The organism is Amycolatopsis sp. 505 (assembly GCF_031625235.1).
Taxonomy (GTDB): domain Bacteria; phylum Actinomycetota; class Actinomycetes; order Mycobacteriales; family Pseudonocardiaceae; genus Amycolatopsis.
In genome coordinates, this window is record NZ_JACKQP010000007.1 from 566,368 (window position 1) to 583,626 (window position 17,259).

The following is a 17,259-nucleotide window of genomic DNA, read 5'->3' on the forward strand; positions in this document are numbered from 1 at the left end:
TAACCATGGCCGCATGACGAAGCGCAGCGAAGCACTGGGTCAGGAGCACCGCGTCCGGCTGCCCGCCGGCGAGGTGCGGTACTTCGAGCGGGGCGCCGGCGCCCCGGTGGTGTTCGTGCACGGGGTGCTGACGAACGCCGAGCTGTGGCGGAAGGTCGTCCCCGACGTGGCCGCGGCCGGGTTCCGGTGCCTGGCGCCGAATCTGCCGCTCGGCGCGCACGACCTGCCGATGCGCGCGGACGCCGACCTCTCCCCCACCGGCAACGCCGACGTCATCGCCGACTTCCTCGACGCGCTGGACCTGCGGGACGTCACGCTCGTCGCGAACGACACCGGCGGCGCGCTGACGCAGATCCTGCTCGGCCGGCGCCCCGAGCGGGTCGGCCGGGTCGTGCTCACGCCGTCGGACTGCTTCGAGTACTTCTTCCCGCCGATCTTCAAGGCGCTGCCGCCGCTCGCCCGGATCCCCGGGTCGATGGCGGTGCTCGGGCAGCTGCTGCGGATCCGCGCGCTGCACCCGCTGCCGGTCCTCTTCGGCTGGGTCGTCAAGCGGCCGCTGCCGGACGCCGTCGCGCAGGCCTACCTCTCGCCGCTGCGCAAGTCCGCCGGGGTTCGGCGTGACCTGCGGAAGCTGCTGCGGGAGGTTGATCCGCGGCACACCCTGGCCGCCGCGGAGAAGCTGCGGACCTTCGACCGGCCCGTGCTGCTCGCGTGGGCGCCGGAGGACAAGCTGTTCCCGATCCGGCTGGCCCACCGGCTCGCGGAGCTGTTGCCGGACGCGAAACTCGTGGAGGTGCCGGACTCCTACACCTTCCTGTCCGAGGACCAGCCGGCGGTGCTGGCCCGCCACGTCGTCGAGTTCGCGGGCGTCGTGGCAGATTAGGCGGGTGCGACGTACCCAGCAGGACCGTTCCGCCGGCACGAAGGCCGCCCTGGTCGCCGCCGCGCGCGAGCTGTTCGCCGCCCGCGGCTACCAGGCCGTGCCGGCCGACGAGATCACCCGCGCCGCCGGGGTCACCCGCGGCGCGCTGTACCACCACTACGCCGACAAGCAAGGCCTGTTCCGGGCCGTCGTCGAGGAGCTGGAACGCGAGCTGACCGAGGAGGTCCGGGCCGCGTTCGCCGCCGGCAGTGACCCTCTTTCCGGCATGCTGCAGGGCCTCGGCGTGTTCCTCGACGCGTGCCTGCGCGAGGAGGTTCGCCGCATTTCCCTCACCGACGCTCCCGCGGTGCTCGGCTGGGACGTCTGGCGCGAGATCGAGGCGGAGTACGGCCTCGGCCTGATCGTCGCCGTGCTGGAGCAGGCCAGGGCGGACGGGCTGATCGTCGAGCTGCCCGTCCGCGCCCTGGCCCAGCTGGTGCTCAGTGCGGTGATGGAAGCGGCGCGGATGATCGCCGCGGCCGACGACCCGGCCCGCACCCGCGCCGAAGTGCAGGAGGTCCTCGGCGGCTGGCTCGGCAGTCTGGTGCGGACCTAGCGTGTCCGGTAGGTGCTGAGGATCGCCGGCCCGACCCGGGTGGTCGAGACCAGGTGGAAGTCCACGGCGTCGACGAAGAGCCGCCGGCCCGTTCCGGCGACGCTCGGGAAGACGAGCAGGCGGTACTCGTCGACGAGGCCGTGGCGGGCGAGTTCCTGCGCGATCCCGACCGAGCCGATGACGACGACGTCCCGTTCTTCCCGGGCGACCGCTTCGGCGAGCTCTCCTTGCAGCAGCGCGGAGTTCTGCCACGCGGACACGTCGTGGAGGGTCCGCGTGGCGACCAGTTTCGCGGCGGCGTTGAGCCGGTCGGGGAACTCGCCCGAGCGGCCGGGCCAGAGCTTCGCGAACTGCTCCCACGTTGCTCGCCCGAACAGCAGGACGCCGGTGTCCAGCAGGGACCCGAGCCGGAACTTGTCCCCCGCCACCGCGTCCGGGCCGTGCCGGAACGCCCAGCCGCCGGCGGGGGTGCCGCCGCTGCCGTCGGGGTCCTCGACGACGCCGTCCAGGGTGGTGAACTCGACGACGATCACGCTCATGACTGCTCCCGGTGTCTCCCTCGCCGCGCCCCGGTGGCGCGGCCGCACCGGTACCTACCGGCGGCGGCCGCCGGATTCATCGGCCGCCGCCGGAACTTTTTTCCTACGCCGTCACCAGGGACAGGCCGTAGGTCTGCAGGATCTCGTTGACCGGCTGGAACCAGGTCTCCCCGCCGGAGCCGCAGTTGCCCCAGCCGCCGGAGGTGACGCCTTGGGCCTGGTCGCCGGTGATGAACGAGCCGCCGGAGTCGCCGGGCTCGGCGCAGACGTTGGTGCGGGTCATCTGGTAGACGGCGCCCTGGGCGTAGTTGACCGTCTCGTTCTGGCCCAGCACCGTGCCGCAGTGCCAGTGCGTGGTCGAGCCGGAGCGGCACACCGACGTGCCGACCGGCGCGACCCAGGAGCCGCGGACGAGCGCGTCGCTCACCGTGCCCCAGCCGAGCACGACGGGCGCGGTCCACCAGCCGCCGCCGATCCGGATGAACGAATAGTCGTTGCCCGGGAAGGACGAGCCGGCGAAGGTGCCCATCCACGAGCCGTCCCAGCCGACGACCGAGCTGCCGGTGCCGCCGCAGTGCCCGGCGCTGACGAACCCGCCCTGGACGGAGAAGCCGATCGAGCAGCGGGTGTTGCCGTTGATGTAGTAGGGGTCGCCGCCGACGGTGCCGGCCGAGAAGGGCCGCGCGGCCGGCGCGGTCTGGACGGTGACCGGGCCGGCGGCGCGGGCCTTCGCGAGGAAGGCGTCGACGTCGGCGCCGTGCGCACCCGGCTGCAGGGTGACCACGACGCTGCCGGCGCGGGGGTCGGTCCGCCAGCCGCTGACGGCGGCCGGTGCGGGCTTCGTCTTGGCCGACGCGTCGATCGCGGCCTTGGCGGCGTCGAGTTTCGCCGCGCTGGTCGTGGCCGCGACGGGCTCGGCACCGGCCTGCCGGACGGCGGCGGCCGCGGCCGGGTCGGTCACGCCGACCACCAGCTTGCCCCGCGCGGGGTCGAACCACGCCCCGCCGAACGCGGCACCGGCGGCCTGCTGCGCGCCGGGCAGCACCCGGGAGGCGGTCATTTCCTGGGTGAGCCGGGCCGACGCCTGGGCGGCGGTGAGCCCGAGGTCCCGCTGCATGGCGGCGATCAGCCCGGGTGAGGCTTGGGCGACGGCGGGGGTGAGGGCGGTCAGGGACGCGGTGAGGACGGCGGCGGCGCTGCCGAGGGTCAGGGCGATTCTTCGACGCATGGGAACTCCTCCAAGGCCGGGGGAAAGAAACACACCGTCCGCAGAGTGTGCGGGCGAGGTCCGCGCCGGGTCCAGATTTGTCCGGTCTTCTGTCCGATTTCCACGCAGGTTGTCCACTGTGGATAGTGAAGATTGCTTGCCTGGCAGGGGTTTTCCCGCGCATGCCGGAGAGGCGGACCGGCTCTCGGGCCGCCCCGCGTCGATGTCACCACCCCTTCTTCGCGGCGTTGCGGAAAGGTCTGAACCAAGTAGAACACGTTTCCACGACGGCGAGCCCGGACAGGAGTCTGGCGGGCACCGGACGTGCCCGGCCGTCCCCCTGGCCACCTACGGCCCCGAATGGGAGAACTCCGGGCACGACGCCGCCCGGCCACCGATTTTCCGGTGGCCGGGCGGTTCCGTGCCCGGAATCAGATTTCGTCGACCTGGTAGGCGATCACCCGGGCCGGAACGAGGAGCGCACCGGAGCACTCCGCGACCGCGGGGCCGAATCCGTACGGCACCGGAAGACCGGCGACCAGCCAGAACGCGCTGCCGTTCGAGCAGTGCGCGAGGACGCGGTATCCGTAGCCCTCACCGGGGAAGCAGCTGACGGAGACGCCCTGTCCGAACAGGGTCCCGTAACGCTCGCCGAAGCAGCCGGGTGGCGCGAAATCACCGGTCGCCGCGGCCGCCGGCACGACCGACAGACCGAACAGGGAAAACACCGCGATCGCAAAAACCGCGCATTTCCTTCGCATGACCACTCCTCCGACGCCGAGAACCCGACGTGCCGAGCGTAGAAGTGCGCGAGAATTACCGGCAATTCATCGGGCCAGTGAATCGGCACGCAGCGGAAAGTCACAGCGCTGCTCCATCCGGGCTAGCCCGCGCCCCTGGACGGATGGCGGATTCCCCGCCGCGGCCCGTGGATCCGCTCGCAGCCCGGCACCACCGGTGGAAGCGTCCGAACAGGACGGTCAGTGCGCGAAGGCGTTCAGGAACCGGTCCCGGAAGGAGTCCATCTTCCAGATCGGTGCCTGCGCGCCCGGGTGCAGGCCGTCCTGCCAGCCCCAGCCGGCGATCCGGTCGAGCACCTTCGGGTCCTTCGCCACGATCGTGATCGGCACGTCGTGGACCGCGCCCTGCGGGGTGACCACCGGCGGCTGGTGGTCGCCGAGGAACACCAGCACCGTGTTCTCGTCGCCGTACTGCTTGACGAACGAGATCACCGTCTTCAGCGAGTAGTCCGTCGCGTCGCGGTAGGCCTCGCGGATCTTCGACGGCTCCTTCCAGACCGACTCCGGCGCTTCGCCCGCCGCGGGCTGGGGGTTGAAGATCGAGCCGTCGCCGACCTGGTTCCAATCCACCAGCCAGGGCCGGGGCGACCACGGCGCGTGGCTGGAGACGAGGTCGACCTCCGCCATCACCGGCCGCTGCGGGGTGGCGTTCGCCAGCTCCTTGCGCTGCAGCATCGAGAGCGAGAACTGGTCGGGCATGGTCGCGTAGGCGAAGCCCGGGCCGTGGTACCCGATCGACCGGGCGTCGTAGTAGGCGTCCGGGTGGTAGAACCGCTGGCCTTCCGGCCAGTCCTTCGTGTGCGCGGGCACGTCCCAGACCGTCCGCCAGCCCGCCCGCTGGAACGCCCCGCCGAGGGTCAGCCGGTCGCCGGCGAGGAGGTCGTTGTACCGCTGCTGGTTGTCGATCCACATCCCCGACTGCACCGTCGAGTGCGCGAGCCAGCTGCCGCCGCCGAACGTCGACGAGGACAGGAACGCGCTCTTCGCGCCGATGCCGGCCGCGCGCAGTTCGGCCGTGCCCGCGTCGAGCGTCGGACCGATCTTCGCGCCGATGACCGGGTCGTCGAGGGCGATCCGGCCGTAGCTCTCCACGAACGTCAGCACGACGTTCTTGCCGCGCAGCCCGTTCAGCAGCTGCGGGCCCGGGGTGGAGCGGAACGCGTCTTCGGCGGCGACCTCCTCGAACGGCCGCTGGTCGCGCAGGTCCGCGCCCACCTGGCGCAGGTCGCCGTAGGCCAGCGCGGCGGCGCTCTGCGCGGCGACCGGCTGCCCCGGCGCGATCTCGACACCGAACACCGACGAGACGATCCAGACCACGGAAAGGACGGCCACGACCCGGGTGGCGCCGGTCCGCCGTCCGGCGGCGACCCGGCTCAGCCGCAGCATCGCCAGCACCATCAGCACCACGACGGCCACCGCGAGCAGGCCGGCGCCGACCAGCGCGGCGATCGTGGCCGCGTTCCCGATCTGGCCGGCCAGGAACTCGACGCCGGCGTGGAAGAAGCTCCAGTCGTAGACCGGGTCGAACGGCTTCTCCAGCGTCGCGTAGAAGCCGGTGTCGAGGGCTTTCATCAGGGTCAGCAGCCCGAGGCCCAGCCCGGCGAGCACGGCCGCGACGCGGCGCGCCCGCGGCGGCAGGACCAGCAGGACCGCCCCGATGACGAGCCCCTCGACGGGCACGCGCACCAGCGCGGCGACGGAGAACGAGCTGAGGTCGTCCGGGGCGAGCAGCCCGAACAGCACGAGCAGCGCGGCCAGCACGGTGAGGGCCCGGCTCGCGACGACGTGCCGCCGCCGCCCGGGCCGGGGCAGCCCGAAGTCGGGCAGGGCCACCCCCGGGACGGGGGTGCGGCGGCGGACGCGCCGCACCAGCGGCAGACCGATGTTTCCAACCATGGCGAGCCTCACGTCGTGGTGCACGGTGATCGCCGGCCCGTGCGGCCGGGCGGCGATCGTCACCCCCGATATACGGGCCGCGGCGGCGCGCGGTTCACGCACCCCGGGTCCGCTCGCCCGGCCGGTGGGCCGGCGTCCGTCATCGCGGGAGGAACCGGACGATCGGCCGCCGCTACCCGCCGGCGATCTGCCCAAACCCCCGCGGACCGCCTTTCACCCGCGCGAACACCCGAAATCCCCGGCACAGGGGAACGAGCGTTGCGGGCCCGCTCGGCCGGTGTTCTCCTCGGGAGGTCCGAAGATCCACTCCGAAGGAGGCCCACGATGAACCTGTTCGACAAGGCGAAGGAAGCGCTCGGGAAACACCCGGACCAGGCCGACCAGGGTGTCGACAAGGCCGCCGAGGCCGCCAAGGAGCGGTTCGGCCAGCACTCCGACAAGATCGACCAGGGCTCGGAGAAGGCGAAGGAGTTCCTGCACAAGCAGGGCGGCGGGCAGCAGGACGCGCCGCCTCAGTGAGCCGTCGCGGGTGATCCCCAGCCGTCCGGGGGAAGCACGCTTCGCCGCCCCCGCGGCTGGGTACCACCGGCTCCGTGGTCGCCACCTACCTCGTCCCCGTCCGGACCGCCCTGCTCCTGTTCCCGCTCGTCGCGCTCGCCGTGATGCTGCCGGCCGCCTTCGTCAGCTACCGCCGCCGCGGCCGCGCCGGCGGGTGGCCGACGTTCGTCTTCTACGCGTTCCTCTTCTACCTGCTGGCGATCGCCACGCAGACGGTGCTGCCGCTGCCCGCCGACCCGGCGTACTGCGCGGGCCACACCTACGCGAGTTCGCCGCAGCTGCGGCCCTTCTACTTCGTCGAGGTGGTCTCCCAGCGGGCCCGCGGCCACTGGAGCCCCGGCGCGCTGCTGCACAACCCGGCGGTCTGGACCACCGCGCTCAACGTCGTGATGCTGGCCCCGCTGGGCTTCTACGTCCGCTACGCCCAGCGGATGCGGCTGCTGCCGGCCACCCTGATCGGCTTCGGTGTGTCGCTGTTCTTCGAGCTGACGCAGCTGACCGGCCTCTGGTTCGTCTACCCGTGCCCGTACCGGCTCTTCAGCGTCGACGACCTGATCCTCAACACCGCGGGCGTCGTCGCGGGCTGGCTGCTGGCCGGCCCGCTCGGGCGGCTCCTCCCGTCGCCGGAACCCGAGCACGACCGGCGCCGCTACGCCGCCCGGGTCACCTTCACCCGGCGGCTGTTCGCGCTGGCCACCGACCTGCTCGGGTTCGGCGCGCTGCTCGGGTTCCTCTTCGGCCTGCTGACGCTGTTCGGCGAGGACCTGCGCCACCGCGACACGCCGGTGGTCATCCTCGCCCTCGTGTGGTTCGTCGTGCTGCCCGCCGTGACCGGGTCGACGCCCGGCAAGCGCGCGGTGCTGCTGCGGGTGACCCGCCGCGGCGGCCGCCGGGCCGGACCGGTCGCCCTGCTGGTCCGCAACGGCGTGCTGCTCTCGCCGCTGTGGCTGACCTGGCTGCTGCTGGACCTGGACCGCTGGGACCTGGCCGGCCACCCCGAGCAGCTGCTCCTGCCGGTCGCGCTGGCCGCGTCGGTGTTCGTCGTCGGCGTCTGGACGCCGCTGGCGGTGCTGCTCGACCCCGAGCACCGGGCGCCCTACGAGCGGCTGACCCGCACCGTGAACACCGCCGTCGTGCCGCCGGCGGCCGCGGAACCGGAGCCGGCGCCCGCGCCGCCGGAGAAAGTCCTTAAAGGACAGTAACGGGACACCGGCCTGCCCGCGGTCGACAGCGCTGGTAGATTGCGTCCGGAACGGGTTGAGCCGCCAGCCCGTGTCCCGATCCCCATCCAGGAGCTTGTGATGACCACCGACGCAGCGCGGCCCCGGCAGCGGCATTCGGGTGACGGCTGGTCACTCGAAGCGCACGACTCCGGGGGTACCGGCGTGTACACGCTGCGCGGTGAGTTCGACTTCGCGGCCTCGGCGAAGCTGGCCGAGCTGCTCCCGGCCGAGCCCGGCCCCGCGCGGGTCGTCGTGGACATGACCGAGGTCGCGTACTGCGACTCCAGCTGCCTGCAGGTCCTGCTGCGGCTGGCCCGCGGGCTGCGCGCTGCGGGCGGCCGGTTCGCCGTCGTGTCGGCCTCCCCCGCCGTGACCCGGCCCATCGGCCTGCTCGGCCTCGGCGACGTCATGCCCGTGTACCCGGCCCACGAGTCGGTCGAAGCTTCCTGGGGTGCGGCATGACGACCTCGGACACCCGTGTCGGCGGGCCCGGTTCCGGGCATGAAGAAGGGGAGGGCCTTCCCGCGGGGGCCGGCACGGCGAAGGAGGCGGACGTGAAACTCCGATCGATCCGGCACGAACTCGGCATCTCCCCCGAGCTTTCCGAACTGGCGCGGGTCCGCCACTGGGTCCGGACGGTCCTGCGCGGCTTCCCGGCGCACTTCGTCGGCACCGCGGTCATGGTGGTGGACGAGCTGACGTCGAACGCGCTGCGCCACGGCCGCGCGCCCTACCACGTCCGCCTGCTGCCCAGCGCCGCCAAGCTGCGGATCGAGGTCGACGACAGCGGGGGCGAGAGTGCCCGCCGCCGGACGCCGTCCGACCACGGCGGCCGCGGGCTCCTGCTGGTCGAACGCTGCGCGGCGGCCTGGGGTCAGCTGCGCCGGCCCAGCGGCAAGACCCTGTGGGCCGAGCTGGCCACCGACCCGGATCCGGCGGGCGCCCGTGGCTGATCCGGCGCACACCGCGTCCGCCGTCGCGATCGACGGCACCGCGGGCTGGGCGGGCGCGCCGGCCGCGGCCGTGGTGCTCGACCGGTCCGGGACGATCCGCGCCCTCAACGACGCCGCCCACCTGCTGTTCCCCGCCGCCGCACCCGGCCGGCCGGCGGCCGGGACGGTCGCCGGCTGGCTCGTCGAAGCCCACGACCGCGGCTCGGACGAGGTCGTCCGCGGCGAAGTGGGCGACCAGGCGTTCGCCGCGCACCCGGTCCCGCACGGCGAGGCCGTGACCTGGTGGCTGGTCGACGAGACCGACGTCCACTCGGCGCGCGAGGCGCTGGCCCGCGAGCAGGAGCGGACCACGTTCCTCAGCGAGGCCTCCGCCGCGTTGCTGGGCTCGCTCAACCTGGACCGCTGCATGGAGGTCGCCGCCCAGCTCGCCGCCGAGCACCTGGCCGACGCCGCACTCGTCCTGGCCCCCGCCGCGGGGACGAGCTTCCCCGCCGTCACCTGCGTGCGCGGTGGCCGGCCGACCCGGTCCCGGCTGGACATCGACCCGGACGACCTGCCCGGCCTCGGCGAAGCGCTGCAGGGCTTCCCGCCGGTGCCGTCGCGCTGGCTCGACCCGGACGCGGCGCCGTCCTGGGTGCTCCCGGAGGGCTTCGGGCCGGTCGGCTCGATCGTCGTGACGCCGCTGCCCGGCCACGGCGTCCCCGCCGGGGCCCTGGTCCTGCTGCGCCGCGGCGACCGGGCGTCGTTCACCGCCCAGGAGGAGCTCTTCGCCCGGCTGTTCGCGGCGCGGGCGGGCGCGGCGATGTCGGCGGCGCGGGTGTTCGCGCTGCAGGCGTCGATCACCGACACGCTCATGCGCGAGCTGCTCCCGCCGACCCTCGAACAGCTCGGGGGCGTCGAGTTCGCCGGCCGCTACCGCCCGGCCCGCGACGGCGAGCGGATCGGCGGCGACTTCTACGACGTCCACTCGGCGGTCACCACCGAAGGCGACGAGTCACTGGCCGTGCTCGGCGACGTCTGCGGCAAGGGCCTCGACGCGGCCGTGCTCACCGGCAAGATCCGCACCACGCTGCGGGCGCTGCTGCCGATGGCCGGCGACCACCACCGGCTGCTCGAACTGCTGAACCGCACGCTCGGCGAGAACGCCGACGCCCGCTACGTCACGCTCGTGCTGGCCTCCGCGCGGCGCGAAGGCGCCACCGTCCGGCTGCGCGTCACGTGTGCGGGACACCCGCCACCGCTGATCGTGCGGGCCGACGGCCGGGTCGAGGAGGCCGACAGCCAGGGCAGCCTGATCGGCGTGCTGCCCGAGATCGAGTCGTCGAGCGCGGACATCACGCTGCACCCCGGCGAGACCTGCCTGCTCTACACCGACGGGATCGTCGAGGCGAAGGGCGGCCCGCTCGGGGACGCCATGTTCGGCGAGGAGCGGCTCATGCAGGCCCTGGCCGAGTGCGCGAACATGCCGGCCGACGCCGTCGTCGAGCGCGTGCAGATGCTCGCCTCGCAGTGGATCGGGCGCGGCACCCACGACGACATGGCCGTGCTGGCGATCACCGCGCCGCGCGGGCAGCACCTGGCCGCGGTGGGCGGCCACGGACGCGGGAGGTACACCGCTTGAGCACCGCTACCCGGAGCACCGGGGTGGCCGAGCACGCCGAACGGCTCTGGTCCGCCGTCACGGCCGGCGACGAGTACACGGCGGGTGACGTCGTGGTCCGGGCCCTCGGCGACGGGACCGACCCGGAGAGCGTGCTGCTCGACGTGATCGGCGCGGTGCAGCGGCGGGTCGGGCGCGAGTGGGCGGCGAACCGCCTCACCGTCGCCCAGGAGCACGCGGCGACCGCGATCAACGACCGCGTCATCGCCGCCTTCGGCTACGTGCTGAAGCGCCCGGAACCGCACCTCGGCCGGATCACCGTCGCGTGCGTCGACGGGGAGTGGCACGCGATGCCGGCCCGGCTGCTGTCCGAAGTGCTCCGGCTGCGCGGGTTCCACGTCGACTACCTGGGCGCGCAGGTGCCGGCCCCGCACCTGGTGGCCCACCTGCACCGGACCGGCCCGGACGCGGTCGCGCTGTCCGGCTCGCTCGCGCCCCGGCTGCCGACGGCGCACGCGACGATCACGGCGTGCCAGGCGGCGGCGACCCCGGTCATCGCGGGCGGCGCCGCCTTCGGGCCCGACGGCCGGTACGCGCGGCTGCTGGGCGCCGAAGCGTGGGCCCCGGACGCGCGGGCGGCCGCCGACCGGCTGGCCGAGCCGCTCCCCCGGCCGCACGCCGCCCACCAGCCGCTCGACGACCTGCCGCACCTGGCCGACCAGGAGTACACGCTCGTCACGCGCAGCTCGGGCCGGCTCGTGAAGACGGTGCTGGCCGGGCTGGAGGAGCGGATCCCGGCCATGCGGGCCTACACCGACCTGCAGCGCCAGTACACGGCCGAGGACCTCGCGCACACCGTCGACTACCTGGCGACCGCGCTCTACGTCGGCGACACCGAGCTGTTCACCGGATACCTGAACTGGACGGCCGGGATCTTGACCGCGCGGGGCGTCCCGGCGACCTCGCTCGAGCCGGCCCTCGAGCTGCTCGAAGCGGAACTGCGCGACTTCCCGCGGGCCACCGGCATGCTCCGCACCGCACGAACCCACCTGGCGGAGCCGGCCGCCGGATCGGAGCAGTCCGCATGACTTCCGGGCTCACCTGCACCTGGGTGGTGGAGGACGGCGTCGCCCGCGTGGCGATCGACGGCGACCTCGAGTTCGCGACCACGGGCACGCTGCTGCGGCTGGTCACCGACCGGCTGGCCGGCCCCGCGAGCGTCCACGAGGTGCGGCTGGACTGCGCCGGGATCGGCTTCTGCGACTCCTCCGGGCTGTCGGAGCTGATGAAGGTGCTCCACGTGGCCGCCGACGCGGGCGCCCGGTTGCACCTGGACAACCGCCAACCCGCCCTGGACCGGCTGCTCACCCGCACCGGCACCGCCGGCTACCTCACCGGCGAAGCGGTGATTTCCCGGGCCCGGCGGGATTCCTGAGCCGGTCCTCCTCCCCCGGAGCGTGGGCGAAGCCGGCATGGCCGACCGGTCCAGCCGCCCGCGCAGCAGTCCGGCCCGCACGCCGTTGCGGACCGAGCGGCGCGTCATCAAGGTCCGTGTCCTGCGCCGTGGGGACCGGCTCGCATCGCCTGCTTGCTCGGTCTCAACCCCTCCACGGTGGACCTCGATCGGGTCACCGGCCAGCCGGTCCGCCGCTACGAGCACGCCGCACACCTAGGGAGTGGGGATGGCCGGGCACACGGTTCCCCTGGCGGGCAGCTGCAGGTCGTCCAGATAGGCCTCGATCCGGCCGGCCACGCACGGGGACGACAGGAACGCGATGTGCGCGTCGCCCGCGTACTTCAGGAGCACACTCCCCCGGATCTGCGCCGACACCCTGGCGACGTTCCCGTACGGCGACCACGGGTTGCCCTCGGCGCCCACGATCAGGATCGGGGGCGCGTCCCGGACGATCGCCGGCCGGGGCGGGTTCGTGCCCGGTGTGCGACGGCCGACGCAGCCGCTCAGCGCGTCCCACGCCTGGGACGCGCCGCGGGTGTGCGGAGCCAGCCCGGCCACGAGCGGGCGGGCCGCGAGCAGATCGGCCGGCGAGGCCGGGTAGTCCTCGCACATGCCGGCCCGCATCGGGTTCCACAGGTCGCGGAAGCCCCACGAGTAGCGGTAGACGAAGGCGAACACCGGGCTCGTGCCGCTCCTCGCCTGCTGGATGGCGGTCGCCAGGTCGGCCCATCCCATGCCGCCGCCCGGGAGGGTCAGGTCGCCGATCTCCAGCAGCTGCTCGGTGAGGAACGCCAGGTCGTCGCCGCGCACCGCGACCGTGGTCTGCTGCGGTTGCGGGCGCCCCGGCTCGGGCGGCAGGTCGAGCCGGACCGGGTGCCGGTCGGCTGCGCGCAGCAGGGCGTCGTAGACCGCGGCCACGTCCTGTCCGTGCAGGACGCAGTTCACCGATCGCCGGCACCACGCCACGAACCGCGTGAATTCATGCTCCACTGTGGACGCGTACTCCGCGGCTCGGACGACCACCGGAACGCTGTGGTCGAGCGGGCTGTCCATCGCCATGGCCCGGACGCGCTGCGGGAACAGCCGCGCGTACGCCTGCCCCGGCCCGGCGTAGCCGTAGAAGAAGAAACTGGCCCGCTCTTCATCCAAGGCGGCCCGGACGGCGTCGAGGTCCTTGGCCTGGGTGACGGTGTCCAGGTGGCCGGGCAACGGGCCGGCGCAGCTGGCTTCGTACGCCCGGTTGTGCCGGACCAGCGCGTCGACCTCGACGGCCGAGCGCGGGAACACGGTCACGCCGGGGTCGTGCACCGGCAGGCCGCAGTCGACCGCGTCGGACCGGACCGGCGCGGGCAGCCGGCCGGTGAACGGGTGCACCCCGCCGCCGCGGAGGTCCACGCCGATGAGGTCGAAGTCGCGCAGCAGGCCGGGGAACATCGCGAACACCCCGGCGCGGACGTCGGTGAGCAGGAAGTCGAACCCCACGCCCGGCGCCATGAACAGCACGCCCTTGCGGTGCGCCGGATCCGCCCGGTGCCGGTTGAAGGCCAGCGTGATCTTCGGCCCGTCCGGCCGATCCCAGTCCAGCGGGACGGCGATCTTCGCGCATTCCGCACCCACGCCGCAGGGCACCCAGTCAGGGCGTTCCGGCGCGGCGGAGGCAGGTTGAACGACGACGGCCACGAGCAGGATGACGAGTGCCGCGATCCTTCCCCACATACTTCCCCCCATGAGATGTTTGGTTACTAAGATTCTTATCATGGGGTATGGGTGCTGTCGACCGCGATCGCCGCCTTGGGGGCTGCCTGGCAGAAGTTTCAGCTGGCTGCCGGCTTGCTCGCCGGTCGGCCCCGGGCGGGCCAGGGACGGGCCGATGGTCCCGCGCCTCCTGCGGATTCGCCGAACCGGACGCGGCCGGGCTCACCACCGGCCCGGCCGTGCCCGCGGCGAGAAGGCCTACTCCTCACGAGCGATCTGCCGGCCCCGGACCTCCTGGCGCGCCAGCTTCGACGGCCACCAGATCCGCCGCCCGACGTCGATGGTCAGCGCCGGGACCAGCAGGGATCGCACCAGCAGCGTGTCCAGCAGGACCCCGAACGCGACGATGAACGCGATCTGCGCCAGGAACAGGATCGGGATCACCGCCAGCGCCGAGAACGTCGCCGCCAGTACGACGCCTGCCGACGTGATCACCCCGCCCGTCAGCGACAGCCCGCGCAACGTCCCGTCGCGCGTTCCCCGCGTCAGCGCCTCTTCCCGCACCCGGGTCATCAGGAAGATGTTGTAGTCGATCCCCAGCGCCACCAGGAAGACGAAGCCGAACAGCGGCACCACCGGGTCCGCGCCCGGGAAGTCCAGGACGTGGTTGAACACCAGCGCCGACACGCCCATGGTCGCCGCGAACGAAAGGACCACCGTCGCGATCAGCAGGAGCGGGGCCAGCAACGACCGCAGCAGCAGCGCCAGCACCAGGAAGATCACCAGCAGCACGATCGGGATGATCAGCGCCCGGTCGCGCTTCGACGTCTGCTGCGTGTCCAGCTGGATCGCCGTCGGGCCGCCCACCTTGGCGTTCGCCTCCGGGACCGCGTGCACCGCGTCGCGCAGGCGCCCGACCGTCGCGACCGCCGTCTCCGAGTCCGCCGGGTCCGTCAGCACCGACAGGATCTGGACGCGACCGTTCACCACCTTGGGGCGGCCGTCCGGGCCCGGCAACGGGAACGACTGCGCCACTCCGTCTATTGTGGACGCCTTCAGCACCGCGGGCAGCGCGCCGGCGTCGGCGATCGTGATCGCCGGTGCGCCGAGGCCGCCCGGGAAGTGCCGGCCGAGGATCTCCTGCCCGATCCCGGATTCGACCTGGGTCAGGAAGACGTCCGACTGCGCGGTGCCGGACGCCTTGAGCTGCGGCAGGAACGCCACGCCGACGCCGAGCACCAGCGCCGTCACCACCCAGACCGTGCGCGGGCGGCGGCCGACCAGGCGCGCCACCCTCCCCCAGATCCCGGCCGTCTCCGGGTGCGGCGAACCCAGCGCCGGCTTGAACGGCCAGAACGCGCCGCGCCCGCAGAGGGCCAGTGCGGCGGGCAGGAACGTCGTCGATGCGAGCAGCGCGGCGCCGATGCCGATCGCCGCCACCGGGCCGAGGCCCTTGTTCGAGTTGAGGTCGCTGAACAGCAGGCACAGCACGCCGAGCACGACCGTGCCCGCCGACGCCGCGATCGGTTCGAGCGTCGCGCGCCAGGCGAGTTTCAGCGCGTCGAACCGGCTCGGCGTGTCGCGAAGCTGCTCGCGGAACCGCGCCACCAGCAGGAGCGCGTAGTCGGTCGCGGCACCGAAGACGAGGATCGAGAGGATGCCCTGGCTCTGGCCGTTGAGCGCGAGGACGTCGTGCTCGGCCAGCAGGTAGACGACGAGGCTGGCGAGCCCGAGCGCGAACACCGCCGACAGCAGCACCAGGAACGGCAGCAGCGGGCTGCGGTAGACGGCGATCAGGATGAGCGCGACCACGCCGCCGGCGACCAGCAGCAGGATGCCGTCGATGCCGCCGAACGCCTTGACCAGGTCGGCGATCTGCCCGGCCGGGCCGGTGACGAGCACGGTGAGCCCGGCCGGCGCGCCGCCGAGCTGCGCCCGGACCTCCTTGACGACGTCGGCGGGGTTGCCGTCGGCGAAGATCGGCACGGCGAGCTGCGCGGCCTGGTCGTCGCGCGGCGCCTGCTCCGGCTTGCCGAGCGGGCCGGCCACCCCCGGCACGCGGCCCAGCTCCTGGGCCTTGGCCTCGAGGAACCGCCGGTCGTCCGCGGTCAGGCCGCCGGCGCGCTCGGCGACGACGGTGGCGGGCAGGACCTGGCGCGGGGTGAACGCCTTCTGCTCGTCGGAGACCTCGGTGGCCTCCGCCGAGCGCGGCAGGAAGGCGGCGTTGTCGTTCTTCGCGACCTCGCTCAGCTTGCCGGCGAACGGGCCGCCGAACCCGCCGAGGCCCAGCCAGGCGATCACCAGGAGGGCCGGGATCAGCCAGCGGAGGCGGCGCGGGGAGTCGTTCATGGTCGCTAAGGTCCTTTCGAGCGCGAACACGCCCAATTGTTCAGCAAGCTGAACATTCTGCACGACGACCCGCGACGACCCGTGAGTGACGGTGAACACAGCGATGGTGAGCACGGCCCCCGAACCCGACCTGAGCACGTGGCCGACCGGCCGGCTGCTCGCCGTGGCCGCACGGCTGGTGGAGCAACGCTGGGTCGCCGTGCTCGACGGCATGGGCCTCACCCACGCGGGCCTCATCGCCTTGCACACCCTGCGCGACGGGCCGCTCCCCCAGCGGACGCTGGCCCAGCGCTGCCAGGTGACCGACCAGACGATGAGCCGCACGCTCGACCGCCTGGCCAAGGCCGGGTTCGTCAGCCGGGCCGCGGACCCCGCCGACGCCCGCCGCCAGCTCACGCGGCTGACCCCGCGCGGCCGGGAGGTGCACGAGCGGGCCGTGCGCGCCGAACCCGCGCTGCTCGGCAGCCTGGGTGACGACGGCGCCTTCCGCGCCGGCCTGCTGGACCTCATCACCCGGCTGTCGGCGGGCGATTGAGAGCGCGCGCCGGTGGGTAGATCTTCCTACATGTGGATCGCGGTGAGCACCCCAGTGGCCGTCCTGATCGCTACCGTCCTCATGGAGCGGTTCGAGCGCCGGTGCCGGCTGGTGCCGAGCCCCGAAACCGAACGCGCGCCGGCCCGCGGCTGACGCGGAAAGGTTGATCCGTGTTCAACGGAAATCCCCGGTCCGGCGGACACGGCAAAACCCGCTCACCGGCGAGGGGTTCCGGTGAGCGGGCGCCGCGGCAATAACCTCCCGAATTCAGCAGGTCTTCCACGCGAAGTGGTAAATCGTGTCCACGCTCGCGTGTTCGGAATCCATTTCGATGAAACTTCCGCCGGACGACGAACCCGCGTCCGCCCGCAGTTCCGCATTGATGTTCAGGTTGCGGCTCTCGCCGCACGGGGCGAACACCAGCTCGGCCACGTCGGTGGTGTCGGTGGCCCGCCACACGCCGTGGAACGGACCGGGGAAGGTGTGGCGCACCCGGGCGGTCGGCGCCGTCCCGGCGAAGTAGTAGTTGGCTTGTTCGAGGGCGCTCGCCCCGCTCTCGATGTGCGCGAAGCCGCGGTACTCCGCCTCGGCGATCGCATACGTGAACCCTTGCGGCACATGGACGAGCACGTTGATCTGGCAGTTCTTCCGGGCTTCGAGCGCGGACGCGCCGCCGCCCGCCTTCGCGGTGAAGTTCGTGTAGTGCACCGTGAACGAGGTGTTGTCGGACGCGACGTCGGCGGACGCGGTGGCCGTGCCCGCCGGGCAGCCGGAGCCGTTGATCGTCTTGATGTCGAGCGTGATCTTTTCGCTCGGCGCCGACATCGCCGCAGAATCGACGGGAGCGACGAGGGTGGACAGAATCATTGCGCCTACGACCGACATACCGAGCATGACGCTCCTCCAAATGGGCCACGGTGCCTAGGTGGTGATGATGATCGCGCGCGGAGAGGATCGTAGCGCGATCGCA

Annotated in this window: 17 protein-coding genes and 1 pseudogene; 11 read left to right on the forward strand and 7 right to left on the reverse strand. The window is 73.0% G+C overall.

Features of this window, described 5'->3' with window-relative positions; genetic code table 11:
• Window positions 1-13: 13 nt before the first annotated feature.
• On the forward strand, window positions 14-883 hold the full coding sequence (locus H5965_RS27550; RefSeq protein WP_310973140.1) for an alpha/beta fold hydrolase: 870 nt from the start codon (window positions 14-16) through the stop codon (window positions 881-883).
• Window positions 884-887: 4 nt separating this feature from the next.
• Entirely contained in the window at window positions 888-1,478 is a 591-nt protein-coding gene (locus tag H5965_RS27555; RefSeq protein WP_310973141.1) for a TetR/AcrR family transcriptional regulator, read from the forward strand.
• On the opposite strand, the gene H5965_RS27560 is transcribed toward H5965_RS27555, so the two are convergent.
• From H5965_RS27560 to H5965_RS27575, 4 genes are all read right to left on the reverse strand, one after another.
• Window positions 1,475-2,017 carry a dihydrofolate reductase family protein gene (locus H5965_RS27560; protein WP_310973142.1) on the reverse strand — a complete coding sequence of 181 codons (543 nt, stop codon included), beginning with the start codon at window positions 2,015-2,017 and terminating at the stop codon, window positions 1,475-1,477. The two genes, H5965_RS27555 and H5965_RS27560, sit on opposite strands and share 4 nt — an antisense overlap.
• A gap of 103 nt (window positions 2,018-2,120) precedes the next feature.
• The gene (locus tag H5965_RS27565; RefSeq protein WP_310973143.1) at window positions 2,121-3,245 is read right to left on the reverse strand and encodes a S1 family peptidase; all 1,125 of its coding nucleotides are present in this window, start codon (window positions 3,243-3,245) and stop codon (window positions 2,121-2,123) included.
• A 410-nt stretch (window positions 3,246-3,655) separates the two neighbouring features.
• Complete coding sequence (locus H5965_RS27570; RefSeq protein ID WP_310973144.1) at window positions 3,656-3,985, reverse strand: hypothetical protein; 330 nt, start codon at window positions 3,983-3,985, stop codon at window positions 3,656-3,658.
• A gap of 219 nt (window positions 3,986-4,204) precedes the next feature.
• On the reverse strand, window positions 4,205-5,920 hold the full coding sequence (locus tag H5965_RS27575; RefSeq protein WP_310973241.1) for a sulfatase-like hydrolase/transferase: 1,716 nt from the start codon (window positions 5,918-5,920) through the stop codon (window positions 4,205-4,207).
• 324 nt (window positions 5,921-6,244) lie between these two features.
• On the opposite strand from H5965_RS27575, the gene H5965_RS27580 reads away from it, so the two are divergent.
• The 8 genes and pseudogenes from H5965_RS27580 to H5965_RS27615 form a co-directional block, all read left to right on the forward strand.
• Window positions 6,245-6,439 carry an antitoxin gene (locus H5965_RS27580; protein ID WP_310973145.1) on the forward strand — a complete coding sequence of 65 codons (195 nt, stop codon included), beginning with the start codon at window positions 6,245-6,247 and terminating at the stop codon, window positions 6,437-6,439.
• Between the two features lie 74 nt (window positions 6,440-6,513).
• Window positions 6,514-7,680 (forward strand): VanZ family protein, encoded by a 1,167-nt coding sequence (locus H5965_RS27585; RefSeq protein WP_310973146.1) that lies wholly within the window; start codon window positions 6,514-6,516, stop codon window positions 7,678-7,680.
• A gap of 99 nt (window positions 7,681-7,779) precedes the next feature.
• Entirely contained in the window at window positions 7,780-8,163 is a 384-nt protein-coding gene (locus tag H5965_RS27590; protein WP_310973147.1) for an STAS domain-containing protein, read from the forward strand.
• Between the two features lie 92 nt (window positions 8,164-8,255).
• A complete protein-coding gene (locus H5965_RS27595) occupies window positions 8,256-8,654 on the forward strand; it encodes an ATP-binding protein (RefSeq protein ID WP_310973148.1) in 399 nt (132 codons plus the stop codon).
• Window positions 8,647-10,275, forward strand: coding sequence for a PP2C family protein-serine/threonine phosphatase (locus H5965_RS27600; RefSeq protein WP_310973149.1), 1,629 nt, complete (start codon window positions 8,647-8,649; stop codon window positions 10,273-10,275). Before H5965_RS27595 ends, H5965_RS27600 begins: the two co-directional genes overlap by 8 nt.
• Window positions 10,272-11,342, forward strand: a complete 1,071-nt coding sequence (locus tag H5965_RS27605) for a cobalamin-dependent protein (RefSeq protein WP_310973150.1) — start codon at window positions 10,272-10,274, stop codon at window positions 11,340-11,342. The genes H5965_RS27600 and H5965_RS27605 overlap by 4 nt, the downstream gene beginning before the upstream one ends.
• Complete coding sequence (locus tag H5965_RS27610; protein ID WP_310973151.1) at window positions 11,339-11,689, forward strand: STAS domain-containing protein; 351 nt, start codon at window positions 11,339-11,341, stop codon at window positions 11,687-11,689. The genes H5965_RS27605 and H5965_RS27610 overlap by 4 nt, the downstream gene beginning before the upstream one ends.
• Before the next feature lie 16 nt (window positions 11,690-11,705).
• Window positions 11,706-11,920, forward strand: a pseudogene (locus tag H5965_RS27615) (IS481 family transposase); the annotation flags it as partial.
• Window positions 11,921-11,923: 3 nt separating this feature from the next.
• Here the strand turns inward: H5965_RS27615 and H5965_RS27620 are convergent.
• Both H5965_RS27620 and H5965_RS27625 read right to left on the reverse strand, forming a co-directional pair.
• On the reverse strand, window positions 11,924-13,426 hold the full coding sequence (locus tag H5965_RS27620; RefSeq protein ID WP_310973152.1) for an alpha/beta hydrolase: 1,503 nt from the start codon (window positions 13,424-13,426) through the stop codon (window positions 11,924-11,926).
• Between the two features lie 237 nt (window positions 13,427-13,663).
• On the reverse strand, window positions 13,664-15,754 hold the full coding sequence (locus tag H5965_RS27625) for an MMPL family transporter (protein WP_310973153.1): 2,091 nt from the start codon (window positions 15,752-15,754) through the stop codon (window positions 13,664-13,666).
• Between the two features lie 103 nt (window positions 15,755-15,857).
• On the opposite strand from H5965_RS27625, the gene H5965_RS27630 reads away from it, so the two are divergent.
• The gene (locus tag H5965_RS27630) at window positions 15,858-16,289 is read left to right on the forward strand and encodes a MarR family transcriptional regulator (RefSeq protein ID WP_310973242.1); all 432 of its coding nucleotides are present in this window, start codon (window positions 15,858-15,860) and stop codon (window positions 16,287-16,289) included.
• 267 nt (window positions 16,290-16,556) lie between these two features.
• On the opposite strand, the gene H5965_RS27635 is transcribed toward H5965_RS27630, so the two are convergent.
• Window positions 16,557-17,183: a DUF4360 domain-containing protein gene (locus H5965_RS27635; RefSeq protein WP_310973154.1), complete on the reverse strand. Its 627-nt coding sequence runs from the start codon at window positions 17,181-17,183 to the stop codon at window positions 16,557-16,559.
• Window positions 17,184-17,259: the final 76 nt, after the last annotated feature.